Origin of the sequence: Paraglaciecola sp. T6c (assembly GCF_000014225.1) — a bacterium.
GTDB classification, from domain to species: domain Bacteria; phylum Pseudomonadota; class Gammaproteobacteria; order Enterobacterales; family Alteromonadaceae; genus Paraglaciecola; species Paraglaciecola atlantica_A.
In genome coordinates this window covers 4,632,246-4,647,407 of the sequence record NC_008228.1, presented here as the reverse complement: position 1 = coordinate 4,647,407, position 15,162 = coordinate 4,632,246, and the positions used below count along the sequence as shown (strand labels likewise).

The 15,162-nt window shown below is 45.2% G+C and carries 14 protein-coding genes; 9 read left to right on the top strand and 5 right to left on the bottom strand.

Annotation, left to right across the window (positions count from 1 at the left end; translation table 11 throughout):
* Positions 1-51 precede the first annotated feature (51 nt).
* Complete coding sequence (locus tag PATL_RS19705; protein ID WP_011576558.1) at positions 52-1,692, top strand: acetolactate synthase large subunit; 1,641 nt, start codon at positions 52-54, stop codon at positions 1,690-1,692.
* Positions 1,693-1,702: 10 nt separating this feature from the next.
* The gene (locus PATL_RS19700; RefSeq protein ID WP_011576557.1) at positions 1,703-3,133 is read left to right on the top strand and encodes an aldehyde dehydrogenase family protein; all 1,431 of its coding nucleotides are present in this window, start codon (positions 1,703-1,705) and stop codon (positions 3,131-3,133) included.
* Between the two features lie 72 nt (positions 3,134-3,205).
* On the opposite strand, the gene mutH is transcribed toward PATL_RS19700, so the two are convergent.
* Both mutH and PATL_RS19690 read right to left on the bottom strand, forming a co-directional pair.
* The gene (gene mutH / locus PATL_RS19695) at positions 3,206-3,892 is read right to left on the bottom strand and encodes a DNA mismatch repair endonuclease MutH (protein ID WP_011576556.1); all 687 of its coding nucleotides are present in this window, start codon (positions 3,890-3,892) and stop codon (positions 3,206-3,208) included.
* Complete coding sequence (locus PATL_RS19690) at positions 3,885-4,535, bottom strand: lysoplasmalogenase (protein ID WP_011576555.1); 651 nt, start codon at positions 4,533-4,535, stop codon at positions 3,885-3,887. The genes mutH and PATL_RS19690 overlap by 8 nt, the downstream gene beginning before the upstream one ends.
* A 59-nt stretch (positions 4,536-4,594) precedes the next feature.
* Here PATL_RS19690 and rppH point away from each other — a divergent pair, with 59 nt between their 5' ends.
* The 5 genes from rppH to PATL_RS19665 all read left to right on the top strand — a co-directional run bounded on the left by rppH (position 4,595) and on the right by PATL_RS19665 (position 10,027).
* A complete protein-coding gene (gene rppH / locus PATL_RS19685; protein WP_006994712.1) occupies positions 4,595-5,119 on the top strand; it encodes an RNA pyrophosphohydrolase in 525 nt (174 codons plus the stop codon).
* Between the two features lie 9 nt (positions 5,120-5,128).
* The gene (gene ptsP, locus PATL_RS19680; RefSeq protein WP_011576554.1) at positions 5,129-7,417 is read left to right on the top strand and encodes a phosphoenolpyruvate--protein phosphotransferase; all 2,289 of its coding nucleotides are present in this window, start codon (positions 5,129-5,131) and stop codon (positions 7,415-7,417) included.
* Between the two features lie 14 nt (positions 7,418-7,431).
* Positions 7,432-8,232: a sulfite exporter TauE/SafE family protein gene (locus PATL_RS19675; RefSeq protein ID WP_011576553.1), complete on the top strand. Its 801-nt coding sequence runs from the start codon at positions 7,432-7,434 to the stop codon at positions 8,230-8,232.
* 9 nt (positions 8,233-8,241) lie between these two features.
* Positions 8,242-9,084: a prolipoprotein diacylglyceryl transferase gene (gene lgt / locus PATL_RS19670; RefSeq protein WP_011576552.1), complete on the top strand. Its 843-nt coding sequence runs from the start codon at positions 8,242-8,244 to the stop codon at positions 9,082-9,084.
* 160 nt (positions 9,085-9,244) lie between these two features.
* Positions 9,245-10,027, top strand: coding sequence for a RhlG family 3-oxoacyl-ACP reductase (locus PATL_RS19665; RefSeq protein ID WP_011576551.1), 783 nt, complete (start codon positions 9,245-9,247; stop codon positions 10,025-10,027).
* A gap of 89 nt (positions 10,028-10,116) precedes the next feature.
* Here the strand turns inward: PATL_RS19665 and PATL_RS19660 are convergent, their stop codons facing one another.
* A complete protein-coding gene (locus PATL_RS19660; RefSeq protein WP_011576550.1) occupies positions 10,117-10,587 on the bottom strand; it encodes a Dps family protein in 471 nt (156 codons plus the stop codon).
* 274 nt (positions 10,588-10,861) lie between these two features.
* Between PATL_RS19660 and PATL_RS19655 the strand changes: the two genes are divergently transcribed.
* On the top strand, positions 10,862-11,494 hold the full coding sequence (locus tag PATL_RS19655) for a CPBP family intramembrane glutamic endopeptidase (protein ID WP_041714112.1): 633 nt from the start codon (positions 10,862-10,864) through the stop codon (positions 11,492-11,494).
* A 275-nt stretch (positions 11,495-11,769) separates the two neighbouring features.
* Complete coding sequence (locus PATL_RS19650; RefSeq protein ID WP_011576548.1) at positions 11,770-13,062, top strand: outer membrane protein transport protein; 1,293 nt, start codon at positions 11,770-11,772, stop codon at positions 13,060-13,062.
* A 69-nt stretch (positions 13,063-13,131) separates the two neighbouring features.
* On the opposite strand, the gene PATL_RS19645 is transcribed toward PATL_RS19650, so the two are convergent.
* Entirely contained in the window at positions 13,132-14,010 is an 879-nt protein-coding gene (locus tag PATL_RS19645) for a DMT family transporter (protein WP_011576547.1), read from the bottom strand.
* Positions 14,011-14,137: 127 nt separating this feature from the next.
* Complete coding sequence (locus PATL_RS19640) at positions 14,138-14,989, bottom strand: thymidylate synthase (protein ID WP_011576546.1); 852 nt, start codon at positions 14,987-14,989, stop codon at positions 14,138-14,140.
* Positions 14,990-15,162 lie beyond the last annotated feature (173 nt).

Sequence of the window (15,162 nt, the reverse complement as noted above, 5' to 3'; positions counted from 1 at the left end):
TAAGATGATTACCTACGTACTGAGTGCGTTCAATAGCAAAGCGGAGATGAAATGAAAGCGTCAGATTTATTTGTTAAAGCCCTAGAGGCAGAAGGTGTTGAGTATATTTTTGGTATCCCAGGTGAAGAAAACTTAGATTTGCTTGAATCGTTACGAGACTCAGACATCAAATTAATCTTAACCCGCCATGAGCAAGGCGCAGGTTTTATGGCGGCCACCTATGGTCGATTAACCGGAAAAGTGGGTGTGTGTTTATCGACACTTGGCCCCGGCGCAACTAACTTGGTGACTCCCGGTGCATACGCTCAATTAGGTGCAATGCCCATGTTGATGATCACTGGCCAAAAACCGGTGAAAACCAGCAAGCAGGGGCGCTTTCAGGTCATTGATGTTGTGGACATGATGCGTTCGATTACTAAGTACACCACACAGGTGGTCAGTGGTGATCGCATTCCATCTGTGGTGCGTGAAGCATTTCGTCTTGCTCATGAAGAACGCCCTGGTGCAACGCATATCGAATTACCAGAAGATATTGCGGCAGAAACCACCCAAGCTCAGTTACTTAAACCTAGCATTTCTCGCCGCCCCATCGCTGAATACAAAGCGATTAATAAGGCAATTGAAATGATAGAGGGCGCACGCTCTCCATTATTGCTTATTGGCGCGGCAGCAAACCGCAAACTCACCTCCAAAATGCTCAAAGAATTCGTTGAAAAAACCGGTATTCCTTATGTCACTACCCAAATGGGTAAAGGCGTATTAGATGAATCACATGAATTGTTTATGGGTAACACTGCGCTTTCCTCTGGCGATTTTGTACACCGAGTGATCGATAGTTCAGACTTAATCATCAACGTTGGCCACGATGTCGTTGAAAAACCGCCGTTTTTTATGCAGCACGGTGGCCGTGAGGTGATTCATATTAACTTTGAGCCCGCTGCGGTTGACCCTGTGTATTTCCCGCAGTTAGAAGTAGTGGGTGATATTGCGAACAGTATCTGGCAAATAAAAGAGCAAATTCAGCAGCAAAGTAATTGGGAGTTTAGTTTCTTCAAAAAAGTGCATCAGGCGTATCTCGATCATAAAGCGGAAAGCGAAAATGACGATCGTTTCCCTGTTTTACCTGAACGGTTTGTTAAAGACATCCGCGAAGCCATGCCACGTGATGGCATCGTCACTCTGGATAACGGCGTGTACAAAATCTGGTTTGCGCGCAACTACCCCGCGGCACTGACCAACACCTTACTGCTTGATAACGCCTTGGCCACAATGGGCGCAGGGCTGCCCTCAGCGATGGCAGCGAAAATGGTTCATCCTGATAAACCTGTGCTGACAGTGTGTGGTGACGGCGGATTTATGATGAACAGCCAAGAGTTAGAAACGGCCGTAAGGTTGAATTTGCACATAGTCGTCATCATTCTAAGAGATGACGCTTATGGCATGATCAAGTGGAAGCAAGCCAACATGCAGTTTGCTAACTACGGTTTGGATTATGGCAACCCTGATTTTGTGAAATATGCAGAAAGCTACGGTGCGAAAGGCTGGAGAGTAGAAGCGGCGGATCAAATATTACCGCTGGTGAAATCATGTTTATCTGAGCCTGGCGTGCATGTCATTGATGTGCCCGTTGATTATAGCCTTAATGACCAAACGTTGAACGAAACTCTCCGTGAACGTAGTCAACAACTATAAGGAATACAGAATGTTAGCGAAAGAATATCCCTATTATCTTGCGAGCAAAGCGGTGTATGCCAATCGCGATCTGAAAATCACCAATAAGTACACGGGCGAGGTAGCCACGTATGCTGCATTGGCTGATGCCGAGGTGATTGATAAAGCAATAGATGCCGCCGAGAAAGCTCAACCCCTGCTAAACAAAATGGCACCTTATGAGCGTCAGGCTATTTTAAATCACTGCGTTAAACGTTTTGAAGAGCGCTTTGATGAACTGGCGCATGCCTTGTGTATTGAAGCGGGTAAGCCAATTAAAGATGCGAGAGGTGAAGTGACTCGGTTAATCGATACCTTTAGAATTGCCGCCGAAGAATCAGTGCGTATGAAAGGTGAAGTGCTTAATCTAGAAATCACCCCTCGAGCGAAAGGTTACCAAGGGCAGTATAAACATGTGCCGATTGGGCCATGCTCGTTTATCTCGCCGTTTAACTTTCCGTTGAATTTGGCGGCACATAAAATAGCCCCTGCGCTAGCAGTAGGGTGTGCTTTTGTGATGAAACCTGCGAGCCGTACACCTCTTGGGGCCATTATCATAGGTGAAATTTTAGCGGAAACGGATTTACCAGAAGGGGCGTTTTCGATACTACCGTGCAGCCGTGACGGCGCTGACTTATTTACTACCGACGAGCGCTTTAAATTGCTTAGCTTTACCGGTTCACCTCAAGTGGGGTGGGAGCTAAAAGCCAAAGCCGGTAAAAAGCCCGTCATTTTGGAACTAGGCGGTAATGCTGCTTGCGTGGTCGATGAAGACACAGACCTTGATGATGCCATCGAACGCATTATTTTTGGTGCCTATTATCAGTCAGGACAAAGCTGTATCAGCGTGCAACGTATATTGGTGCATGAAAAACTGTATAGCGAGTTTAAGCAGCGCTATACGGAAAAAGTGGCTAATTTGGTTCACGGCGATCCCCTTGATGAAGATACCTTCATCGGGCCTATGATTTCTGAATCTGAAGCTGAGCGTTTAGATGATTGGATCCAAGAAGCGGTGAAAAGTGGCGCGACCGTATTGGCCGGCGGTGAACGCGATGGTGCTATGTTGCAAGCTACTTTGCTCGAAGGCGTGGCGCACGATGCAACGGTTAATTCAGAGGAAGCATTTGGTCCTGTATCTATCATCAGTTCGTTCAGTGATTTTGATGAAGCATTAAAAGAAGTGAACAACAGCCAGTTTGGTTTACAAGCCGGTATTTTCACACGTGACATTTACAAGGCGCACAAAGCGTGGGATGAGTTAGACGTTGGCGGCGTGGTGATTGGGGATGTGCCAAGCTGGCGTGTGGATAACATGCCCTATGGCGGTGTGAAGGAGTCAGGGCTAGGACGTGAAGGTATTACCTATGCCATGGACGACATGACTGAAATACGTTTGATGGTACTCAGAACCCCTCAGTAGCACGGATTACGAATTATAAAGGCGTCTTTCGACGCCTTTTTCGTACCTGAACGCTTTACATTTAGGGGATTGTCACGAGAAGTAGTCATGTAAAATTTTACGGGTGAATTCTTTTCTTAAATAGAATCCTCTAGGGCGAGTTTGAATGATTTGGCCATTTTTCCCTATAGCATCGGTTAAGACGCTGCCGTTCGCAGCTTTAGGGCGTAACTGCATATACTCACCATAGCGCGCGGTTACCTTTTCAATGTCCCCCATGGCAATCATGTCCATTATTTCCTCCCAATCTTGGCGCAAATACGCTTCTTGTTGACCTTGTAGGGACCATAAAAATGGTGTGCCTATAACGCGCTCGCTTGGGGGGATGTCGCGCCTGCCATCTATGGGAACCCACAAGACTTTATTTAGCTTATTGCGCACGCTACTGGTGGCCCAGTGAATACCTGCCACATCAACTAAATGCGCATAACAAACATAAGTCGTTTCAAGAGGATACCCGTTTACGTCAATGGGGATGGTTTTGAGTTCAACGCCTATACTGGCAAAATCTTGCTGCGCTTTTGAGCCCGCTTCGGCACCTAGAGCCAGCTCAAGTAGCTGACCACTCCAGCCTTTTTCACGCTTAAAATCGTTGGGAACACGAATATTCTTGCTTTGTGCTAACTCGCCTAAGGTCAGCCCTGCCAGTGATCCAGCGCGTTCAAGCAATTCGTCAATACTGTTTGGTGGGGCTTTAATTTGTGATGGATTATTAGACAAACTCGTTCCCCCTTGGCACTTTTACTAATTGAATGCAGCCCTTCACGATAAAAAATTGCGCCGCGTAATAGGTACTCATGACAAGTACGCTTTGCAAAGGTAACGGCGTGATAAAGGCATTAATGGCCAATAAACTATCAGATACCACAAACAACAATGCGCCTAAGCGTAATGCATATCCCTGCGTATTCGCTGCAAGCGCACTGATAAACATTACACTTATGGCAACAAAATAGCCTATTACCGGCAGTTGAAGCGAGCCGACTGCAGGTAGCAGCAGAAACAGCATGGCCACTAAATACGCCGAAAATAAACTGACGGTGAGTAAATTTAAACGGTCAAGATTTCGCCAACGAAACAAGAATATCGAGTATAAAATGTGTGCTAAGGCAAATGCACTAAGGCCCAGTATGAAACTGTGCTTGAGAGGCAAGGCAAGTAGCATATCGCCCGCGGCGCTGGACAATATGCCCGCTATTAACCACCATCTTGCTGGCAAATCTGTTTGTTTTCCCGCGATGACGCCTAGCAGTAATATCGGGGCCGCTTTATGTAGAAAGCTCCACGAATAGGTCGTTGTCAGCGTACTTGTTATGTAGCTTAGGGCTAAGAGCCAGTAAATTGTTGTGATTATTCTATGCATAGTCAGTAGTTTATGGAAGAATGCCAATCAATAAAAGAATTGAATTCTCGGGAGTCTAAGTGATTGATGCCGAAGGATTCCGCGCCAACGTTGGCATAGTGATTTGCAATAGCTTAGGTCAGGTCTTTTGGGCCCGCCGCTATGGTCAACATTCTTGGCAGTTTCCGCAAGGCGGAATCGATGAAGGTGAAACTGCTGAACAAACCATGTACCGCGAACTTTATGAGGAAGTTGGACTAAAACCAGAACACGTAAAAATTTTAGCGGTAACCAAAAATTGGTTGCGATACAAATTACCAAAGCGCTTGATCCGTCAGGGCAGCGCACCTGTTTGTATTGGGCAAAAGCAAAAATGGTTTTTGTTACAACTGACCTGCAAAGAGCAAGACGTTGATTTGCTGCAATCTGGTCATCCTGAATTTGATGACTGGCGCTGGGTTAGTTTTTGGTATCCAGTACGTAATGTGGTGTCTTTCAAACGTGAAGTGTACCGCAGAGCAATGAAAGAGTTTGCGCCTACGGCAATGGCACTGAGCAGTAAACCGGCCCAAGGCCAAAGAAGTAAACGTAGACGCAAAAACTAAAGGGTTAATATGTTAACCAAGCTAAAACGCATCGTTAAAGAGGTCAATCAAACTCCCGTCCTAGATGATGCGCTTAGCGGTGTGGCAAAGAGTCTTAAAGAGGCCATCAAGGTCGACTCTGTCAGCATATATTTAGCCAACTACGAAAAGCAGCACTTTACGCTGCGAGCCACAGAAGGCCTGGCGAAATCTGCTATTGGAAATGTATCGATAGGGTTTTCTGAAGGGCTGATCGGCTTAATTGGCCAGCGCGAAGAGCCAATCAACATAAGTAATGCGCAAACCCACCCCAGATTTAAACATTATCCTGAAGTACAAGAAGAGCAATATCACGCCTTTTTAGGTGCGCCTATTATTCATCAACGAAAAGTATTGGGCGTGCTGACACTACAACAGCAACGAAAGCGTCTTTTTAGCCAAGATGAAGAAGCGTTCCTAGTGACACTCGCAATGCAGTTGGCCGTTGAAATTGTTAATGCTGAAGCCCGTGGCCGATTTAGCTTGAGCGATGACCACCCCGAACAAAATGAGATAAAAAGTGTCAAGGGTGTGCCGGGCTCTTCGGGTTTAGCGGCCGGGGTTGGCGTGGTACAAAATTTACTGGTTAATCTACGCAACCACGTACCAAAACGCAGTGGCGATCGGGAAACCCAAATACAGAATTATCGCTCTGCGGTTATGCAAACTCGGGAGCAAGTTGAGGTCTTATCTCAGCGAATTCAAGGAGAGGTGCCCGATGACGTGCAAGCTATTTTCACCCTTTACCACCATCTACTGGATGCGAACAGCTTAGGCCGTGAAGTAGAGCAGAAAATAACACTTGGATGGGATGCTGCAACGTCTTTAAAAATGGTGGTTGAAAACTATATCACTCAGTTCCAAGGCATGAGCGATGCCTATATGCGTGAACGCGCAGTGGATGTAGAAGATCTTTCCAATCGCATTTTAGCGAATCTCCTTAATCTTGATACCAGCCGTTTAACGCGTGAAGAGCTGCCAGAAAAATGTATTTTGGTAGCAGAAGAGCTGACGGCGACCATGCTTGCTGAATTCCCTAAAGGTAAGCTCTGCGGCCTGATTTCGATTCGTGGCTCTAGTAACTCTCATGCAGCAATAATGGCTAGAGCATTGGGTGTTCCCGCGGTTATGGGGGTGACAGGTGTTCCACTATCCCTACTCGATAACAAAGACATTTTACTGGATGGTTACACCGGCGGGATTATTGTTTCGCCTAATCAGACCATTGAACGAGAATTCCAGCAGCTTATACATGAAGAAAAGCTGTTAAGTGATAAAATTCTTGCACAAGACGACCTGCCAGCCGTAACGAAAGATAATTGCTTGCTTAGCCTATTGGTAAATGCAGGGCTGTCGGCCGATATCGAAAATACCTACTCTAGTTACGCTGATGGTGTGGGGCTATTTCGTACTGAAATTCCGTTTATGATGCGTCAGCGTTTCCCTACCGAAAAAGAGCAAGTTGAACTCTATAGAGCAATGTTAAGCGCTGAGCCAGACAAACCTTTCACCATGCGTACGTTAGATGTAGGCGGTGACAAGCCTTTGCCGTATTTCCCTATGACTGAGGAAAACCCTTTTCTAGGCTGGCGAGGTATCCGCTTAACACTTGACCATCCAGAGGTGTTTTTGGTGCAAATTCGCGCCATGTTACGCGCCAGTATCGGGTTGCAAAACTTGCAAATTATGTTGCCTATGATCACATCGGTAAGTGAAGTGCTAGAAGCCAAGAGGTTAATAAGTCAGGCCTTTTTCGAAGTGCAAGAAGAGGCGAAAGTTCAAGATGGTACGCTGTATCATCCTAAAATCGGTGTGATGCTTGAAGTGCCGGCGGTTATTTATCAACTGCCTCAGTTAGCAAAAATTGTCGACTTCTTTTCAGTGGGCAGCAATGATTTAACCCAGTATTTGCTGGCAGTCGATAGAAATAACGCGCGGGTTTCTGAGCTGTATGATAGCTATCATCCGGCTGTGTTAGCAGCGCTGTACAATATTGCGCAGCAAGCCAACGACTTAAACGTACCCATTACTTTATGTGGTGAATTAGCCGGGGAGCCTGGCGGAACAATCCTATTAATGGCGATGGGATACCGAAAACTAAGTATGAACAGTCATAGCTTACTCAAAATAAAATGGGTTGCCCGCAGCGCTAATTTGAATGATGCGAAAGCATTACTTAATGAAGTGTTAACCATGAGCGACCCGAAAGACGTGCGCGAACGGGTAAACCTTTATCTTGAATCGATTGGTCTTGGCGGCTTGATCCGCGCGGGTATTTAGCGGGAGTAATAAAAGTGGATCCTGCATTACTTATATTCTTGGTATGTACCTTATTAGGTGCGTTCGTTGGCTTATTCGCTGGGCTGTTGGGCATAGGCGGAGGGCTCATTATCGTGCCTTCTTTACTGTATCTGCTTACCGAATACGTACACCTACCGTTAAAAGTTGCCATGCCAATGGCGATCGCTACGTCCTTGTCTACTATCGTGTTAACTGCTATTTCTTCATCAAGGGCACACTATAAGTTAGGTAACTTGCGCCAGTTCTATTTGCTTTGGACAGGCTTGGGTATTTCAGTAGGAGCGATAATCGGCCCTCAGTTTGCTACCGTCATTTCAGCACAATCATTAAAAACGTTATTTGCCACCTTGGTGCTGCTTATTGCAGTGCAAATGGTGTTCTTGGGCAACAAAAATGCGAAACGAGACGTGACGAAACAACTGTTGCTATTGATTGGTGTCATAACTGGTTGCATTTCCTCAGTTATGGGAATCGGTGGGGGTGCTATCATGGTGCCCGCGTTATTGTGGTGTCGGGTTGATGTGCGAGCAGCAATTGGTTGTGCTGCATTTAGTGGCTTAGTCATCGCGTTGTTCGGTTCCGCCAGTTTTATCGTTGCAGGCTGGAATAACGAACATTTACCCCAGTGGTCTGTGGGCTTCATTTATTTGCCTGCCACCTTTGGGATAGTGTTGACGTCAGTGTTTACTGCCAACATAGGGGCGAAATTAGGCCGCTCCTTGGACACGAAACTTTTAAAGAAAATTTTTGCCGGCTTTTTAGTCATTGTTAGTCTACGAATGTTATTAGGATAAAAATTCAACATGGTAAGTAGTTATTTTACATTTCCACAAATAGACCCAATCATCTTTAGCATTGGGCCCTTGAGCTTGCGCTGGTACGGCTTAATGTATTTGGTGGGATTTGCCGCTGCGTTTTGGTTGGCTGGCGTGCGTTTATCACGTACTAATTGGACGAAAGAGCAACTAAGCGATTTATTATTCTGGGGCTTTTTAGGCGTTATTTTAGGAGGGCGAATTGGCTACGTACTCTTTTATCAATTCGAGTTATTCCTCTCTGATCCCTTATATTTATTTAAAATTTGGACTGGGGGCATGTCTTTCCATGGCGGCTTGTTGGGTGTTATTGCTGCACTTTGGTGGTTCTCGCGCAAAGCAAAATGTACTTTTTTACAAGTGGGTGATTTTATCGCGCCCTTAGTGCCCATTGGTTTAGGGGCTGGGCGTATCGGTAACTTCATAAATGCCGAGCTATGGGGGCGTACTACGGATGTGTCCTGGGGCGTTATTTTCCCTGGAGCCGGGCCCTTACCTCGCCACCCTTCACAATTGTACGAATTCGCTCTTGAAGGCGTCGTTTTGTTCTTAATACTATGGCTTTATTCCCGCAAGCCTCGGCCTATTGGCGCGGTAAGTGGTTTATTCTTATTAGGGTACGGCAGCTTTCGGTTTTTTGTGGAGTTCTTCCGAGAGCCGGACCAGCACATAGGTTTGTACGAAGGGGCATTCTCTCTGGGAATTTCACAGGGGCAAATATTATCAGCACCTATGATCATAGGTGGAATTGCGCTGATGGTGTGGGCTGTGCGCCGTAATAAAATGGCAGAGACTGGGGTACCTAAGTCATCAAAAGCCGCTAAAGCTTAATTATTTCTATTTACTGGCTCGCTCTCTGTGAGCCAGTTCTTTTGGCCACAGAGCCTACCGCGTTAAACCTATACTTAATTATCACCTCAAAAAATAATCTGCCCAGCTGCTTCTTGTTAGTCTAAATCATCGATGGTCGATTTCTGTTCAGGAGAGAATGATGTTAGATAATTTATTTTCAATGCAAGGCAAGGTATGCGTTGTCACCGGTGGCTCACGGGGTTTAGGGGCTTTTATGGCGCAGGGCTTTTTAGAAGCAGGTGCTAAACGGGTGTATATTACTGCGCGTAAAGCACAAGCGTGTTTAGATGCCGCCGAAGAGCTTAGACAATTTGGCGACTGTGTGGCACTCGTGGGTGATGTTGCAACCAGCGAAGGTGTGATGGATTTGGTCAAGCAGCTAAATGACCGCGAGCAGCATATTGATGTGTTGGTGAACAATGCAGGCACGGCTTGGGGGGCACCATTTGGCCAATTCCCTGAAAAGGGCTGGGACAAGGTGATGGATTTAAACGTGAAAAGCCCATTCTTTTTAACCCAAGCGTTAACGCCATTGCTTGAAAAGAATGCGAGCAAGGACAATACGTCTGCCGTGATTAATATCGGCTCTATCGCGGGGATTGTAGGCAACGGGCTTGATAATTACAGCTATGCTGTTTCTAAATCTGCAATTCATCAGCTAACCCGGGTTTTAGCCAAAGAATTAGTTGATAAACATATTCGAGTAAACGCCATCGCACCTGGTCGTTTCTATTCAAAAATGACCGAATTTCTGAGTGAAGATAAAGAAGCGTTTGAAGAAGAACTCCAGTCTATACCTATGCGTCGCTGGGGCGAAGCATCTGATATTGCTGGTGTCGCTTTGATGTTAGCAAGCAAAGCGGGTGGCTTCATGACGGGACAAATACTGCCCGTAGACGGAGGCACAACGTTAGTCAATTAACCAATCAAGCTGACAATAAAAAGGGCTAGTAACCTAGCCCTTTCTATTAAATGCGTGATTGCTAAAGATGCAACTCCGTTTTGCTAATATTACTTACGAGTCGCGCGTAACATCCAAGATGTTTTCTCATGAATTCGCATGCGATCAGACACTAGGGCGGCTGTTGATTCGTCTTCAGCATCTTGAGCCAGCTTCAATACTTCACGAGACGTTCTCACGACTTGCTCATGACCTTTAGTCAGTAAATCAATCATCTCTGATGCTTCAGGTACACCATCCACTTCTTTAATAGAACTTAGCTTGGCAAATTCTTTATATGTGCCAGGGGCTGCGACATCCAGTGTACGAATACGCTCGGCGATATCATCGACAGCTGTTGCTAATTCTGTGTATTGCTCTTCGAACATCAAATGTAGCTCGCGAAACTGAGGGCCTGTGACGTTCCAGTGAAAATTATGAGTTTGTAGATACAGAGTGTAAGAATCCGCTAATAAAGCCTTTAGTCCATCAGCAATTTTTACTCTGTTTGTTTCATTGATACCAATATCGATCGTTGTCATGCCTAACTCCCTAGGTTCAAAAATAAAAGGAACGGTAATTTAAAAATTCTGAATACCCTAATTATATGCGTCGTTAAGCTCCTGTTTACAAGGGGCAATGCAGAAAAATAGCGCAAAAAATATTGCGCTAAAAAGTGAACTGCCCGCATGGGTCTTTATATAGGGAGCATGTGTAAAGGTTATAAATTATACCAATGGTTAACCGATTTACATGACATTTTCATGAACAAATAATCGTCACTAATTGTATAATAAACCATCTAGGAGCTTATATATGCAATTGTTACGTTGGTCTGAGCTGACCGTCTTGTTTTTATGTACCCCACTGTTAATTCTGTTTCTTGTCTCTGACTACGATACTTGGTTAATGCCATTACTCATTTTAATGGGCGGTTATTGCTTACTTTTACTGTGGAAAGACGTTAATTTTAAGCGTTTCCGCTTGTGGCACACCGATGATTTTTGGCGACATCTAGGGGCTACGTTAAAGGTATTCATACCTGCAGCCATCGTTTTGGCGTGTGTTGTTTATTATTTTGCGCCGCACATTTTGTTCAAGTTACCCAGAGAAGACATGCAGTTTTGGCTTATTACGTTAGCGATTTACCCTATCGTTTCAGTGATCCCTCAAGAGCTCATTTTTAGAACCTTCTTTTTTCATCGATACAAACGGATCATTCCGTCAAAAAATACCCGATGGGCGCTCAGTACCGCGAGCTTTTCACTGGCTCACGTCGTGTACGGGAACTGGATTGCAGTGGGCCTGTCTTGTATTGGCGGAGCATTATTCGGTTATCGCTATATGCAGTCCCGGTCTACTTTGGTGGTCGTGATAGAACATTCTCTTTGGGGATCTTATTTGTTTACGCTGGGCGTTGGCGTCTTTTTGCTTACCCAAAACATCTAACTCTGCTGGCTTGATAGCAATGAGGGTAAACCCGTGCATGCTGCGCCATCACTACGCGTTGTTAATAATCTGTTTGTAAAATGCTTATTCCGCGTTAATAAATAAGCTTTTTAAAATGCTGTATATGGCTTTTGTACGATTTTACCGCAAAGAACAAGTATTTTATCGACTAATACTGACATTTTCTTAACAAACGCTATATCATCCGCATCCTAATTTTTTGCCTCTCTCACCGAATACTTAGAGTGAGATGAGTTGATTCGTAATGAGATCCTATGAACGTAAATAAAATTCTTTTGGCGGTGGGTTTAAGCACCTTATCTTTAAATACCATGGCGGCGGCTTTTCAATTGTCTGAGCACAGCGCATCAGGACTTGGGCGCGCTTTCGCGGGTGACGCAGCGATCGCCGAAAATGCTTCAGTTGTGGCGCGCAATCCCGCTTTAATGTCGCAATTTAGCGAAAACCAGTTATCGGTAGTGGGTACTTATATTGTTCCGGATGTGAGCTTGACGGGCGAGAGTGCGCCAGCTTATTCCAGCGCTGATGCATTGAATGACGACAGCATTGCTCCCGAGGCATTTGTACCTGCAACTTATTACGTCATGCCGCTTGATGACAAGTTTGCATTAGGCTTTGGTTTGTTCTCAAACTTTGGTTTAGCAACTGACTTCGCCGAAGATTACGCCGCAGGCCAGTTGGCGGGCAAGACCGAAATCCTAACGGTTAATTTTAATACAAGCTTGTCATATAAGATAAACGAACAGTTGACTGTTGCTGGTGGGCTGAATGTTGTGTACGCCGATGCCACTATTACTCGTCATTTAGGCGATTTAAGTAATGCTCTATCTGCCCAAGGATTAGTTATTCCGTCGAGCACGACGGGACTTGATTTGGAAGGCGATGACTACGGTTTTGGCTATAACCTAGGCGTAGCTTACGATTTTGATGAAAATTCGCGCTTTGGTTTTCATTATCGCAGTAAGGTCGACATTACCTTTGACGGGACTTATAGCAACGACTTACCACTTATTCCTGGGGTGTTTGACAATGGCCAATCAGGTGCTGTTCAACCTGGCAGCGTGGATTTAGAACTGCCAGCAATCGCGGAGTTTTCAGGTAGTCACCAGTTAGATGATAAATGGGGTGTGCACTACAGCGTGTTGTGGACAAACTGGAGCAGCTTCGAGCGTTTAGAGGCGTATGTCCCTAGCCAGGATGAGCCAGTTTTTGAAAAGGAAGAGAACTTTTCAAATAGTTTCCGTTACGCCATTGGTGCAGATTACCAGTTGAACGCAAAAGTGATGTTACGAGCTGGTATTGCTTACGATGAAACCCCAACTGACTCTCAGTTGTTGTCGATCTCTATTCCTGACACCAATCGTCTATGGATAAGTGCGGGCGCAAACTATTTACTTGATGACAACTCATCTATTGATTTGGGGGTGAGTATCATTCGCGGCCAGGACCGGACCTTCACTGAAGAAGATGATGCTGGTGGTGAATGGGAATTCAATAGTGAAGGGCATGCGTTTATCGTGTCTGCCCAGTATAACTATGCATTCTAATATGCTGTTTTAGCATTCGCTAATGTTGATAAAAGCCGGTTTGGAATTTATTCCCTACCGGCTTTTTCGTTAGGCGAGTATGACCAGCACTGCACCAACTAGAATTAACCCAAGGCCCCACTTGTCAGAACGCTGTAATCGCTCCTTAAACCATTTCGCAGATATCAGTAAGGTAAAGAATATCTCAATCTGGCCTAGGGTTTTAACCAAGGCTACGGTTTCTAAACTCATAGCGGTGAACCAGCCAATTGAGCCGACAAAGCTACAAAAACTGATGATAAAAACCAATTTAGGCTTTAGGCACAAGGCGCGCAAAGTTTGTGGGCTACGAATGAGTAGCCAAAGCAATAGAATGAGGGTTTGTATCAGCAAAACCCAAAATAAGACATATGCTGCGCTTTGTAAAAACGGTAGCTGCGTCATTAGGCTTGCTTCTCGTACCCATAAGGTGGTCAACGCAAAGCATAGTCCGCTGGCTAAGCCGATAAGCAGTGTAGGCCAAGAGATATCCCGCATGCCTTTAGGCACACTCATTAACCATACGGCCATGCCGCCTATTATTACGCCACACCAAGCCATTGCTGACAAAGGGGCAGCAAAAAGCAGCGCACCTAAAATGGCAGCAATGACGGCCTCGCTCTTGGCTAACCCCACACCCATTGCATAATTTCGTAAGCGGAAAAGTTTGACCATTAACGCGGTAGCAAAAATTTGCGATATAGCAGCTAGTACTATGGCGAGATAGAACTTGGGATTCATTTGTGGGACGGCGCTATCCTCAATAGAGAAAAGGACAAATGCGTAGAGGGCAGCCATGGGGACGGCAAGAATAAAGCGAGCAAGGGTGACACCTAACGTGTCTACGTCAGCACTGAGGCGCTTTTGAAATGCATTTCGCCATGATTGCATGAACGCAGCCATCACGGTAAACGGGATCCACAAACTCATGTTATCGCCTTTAAGTTTTGCACGGGCAATGCCGAGTTCACGGTAATCAACTCATCTCAATTGAGGATGAATCGAAGCACAGGACGCCAGCAAAAAGAGCTAGCGCCACATGAGTAGGTTAATATCTTTATACTGAAAACGGGTATTTAATTGCTGGATGGTGAGCATAACCCTCAATGCTAAAGTCATCCATAGTGACCCACGTTTCTAAGTCTTCTAATGACTTAATGTCTGGGTTGATGATCAATTTAGGCATACCTAGAGGTTCACGCTTCAACTGCACGTCACGCATCAACTCTAATTGGTCTTCGTAGATATGGGCGTTGACTATTTTGTGGTACGCCATACCCGCTTTTTTTCCGGTGATCTGCGCCACAATCGCCAGCAAGAAGTAAACCTGAACCATATTGAAATTTAGCCCAAGGGGCACATCACAACTGCGCTGTGTGCTGTTTAAATACAAAGTGTCATCAAGCAAGGAAAAGTGATGACTGTACATGCAAGGGCGAAGGCAGCCCATGTGAAATGCACCGGGATGATAAAAAGTGAATATTTCGCCTCTGTCATCAATGCCATTTTTTAAGTCATAAATAATTTTAGCGAGTAGGTCGATGCTTCCACCATCAGGCTTGGGGAAATTACGCCCAATTTTGCCGTAAATTAATCCGCAATCGTCTTCGCCTTTGCGGTGAGGGTTGTCTAACCAAGCTTGGTTCTGGTTCGCATTTGCATCCCAGGTTGACGTTCCTATTTTGCGGAAGTCGGCGGCATTGTCATAGCCACGAATATAGCCAATCATTTCCGCAATGGCTGATTTATAAAAACTCTTGCGCGTAGTCACTAAAGGGAATTCACCGTTACCCACGTTGTAGGTGAGATCTGCGTTGATAACGGTAAGGCATTTTTTACCGGTTCTTTCGTTATTCACCCATTTGCCATCGTCAACTATACGTTGGCACAGATCGAGATATTGCTTCATTTTATTTAACGGCTACTCTATTTGAAATGCTAGGGGGATATTATCAGAAATGTGAGGACTTTTTTAACGAAATATAATAACTCAGTATCTGTTTTTCGGGAGCCTTTATACGACTGATGTCGCCTTGTGGATTGTGTTTATTCACTCTAAAATTCATATCTTAGTGTCGTGCT

Excerpts from the sequence above, each read along its gene's own strand:
- PATL_RS19705 (WP_011576558.1), top strand. The coding sequence starts at position 52 with ATGAAAGCGTCAGATTTATTTGTTAAAGCCCTAGAGGCAGAAGGTGTT.
- PATL_RS19700 (WP_011576557.1), top strand. The coding sequence starts at position 1,703 with ATGTTAGCGAAAGAATATCCCTATTATCTTGCGAGCAAAGCGGTGTAT.
- PATL_RS19690 (WP_011576555.1), bottom strand. The coding sequence starts at position 4,535 with ATGCATAGAATAATCACAACAATTTACTGGCTCTTAGCCCTAAGCTAC.
- ptsP (WP_011576554.1), top strand. The coding sequence starts at position 5,129 with ATGTTAACCAAGCTAAAACGCATCGTTAAAGAGGTCAATCAAACTCCC.
- lgt (WP_011576552.1), top strand. The coding sequence starts at position 8,242 with ATGGTAAGTAGTTATTTTACATTTCCACAAATAGACCCAATCATCTTT.
- PATL_RS19665 (WP_011576551.1), top strand. The coding sequence starts at position 9,245 with ATGTTAGATAATTTATTTTCAATGCAAGGCAAGGTATGCGTTGTCACC.
- PATL_RS19660 (WP_011576550.1), bottom strand. The coding sequence starts at position 10,587 with ATGACAACGATCGATATTGGTATCAATGAAACAAACAGAGTAAAAATT.
- PATL_RS19655 (WP_041714112.1), top strand. The coding sequence starts at position 10,862 with ATGCAATTGTTACGTTGGTCTGAGCTGACCGTCTTGTTTTTATGTACC.
- PATL_RS19650 (WP_011576548.1), top strand. The coding sequence starts at position 11,770 with ATGAACGTAAATAAAATTCTTTTGGCGGTGGGTTTAAGCACCTTATCT.
- PATL_RS19645 (WP_011576547.1), bottom strand. The coding sequence starts at position 14,010 with ATGAGTTTGTGGATCCCGTTTACCGTGATGGCTGCGTTCATGCAATCA.
- PATL_RS19640 (WP_011576546.1), bottom strand. The coding sequence starts at position 14,989 with ATGAAGCAATATCTCGATCTGTGCCAACGTATAGTTGACGATGGCAAA.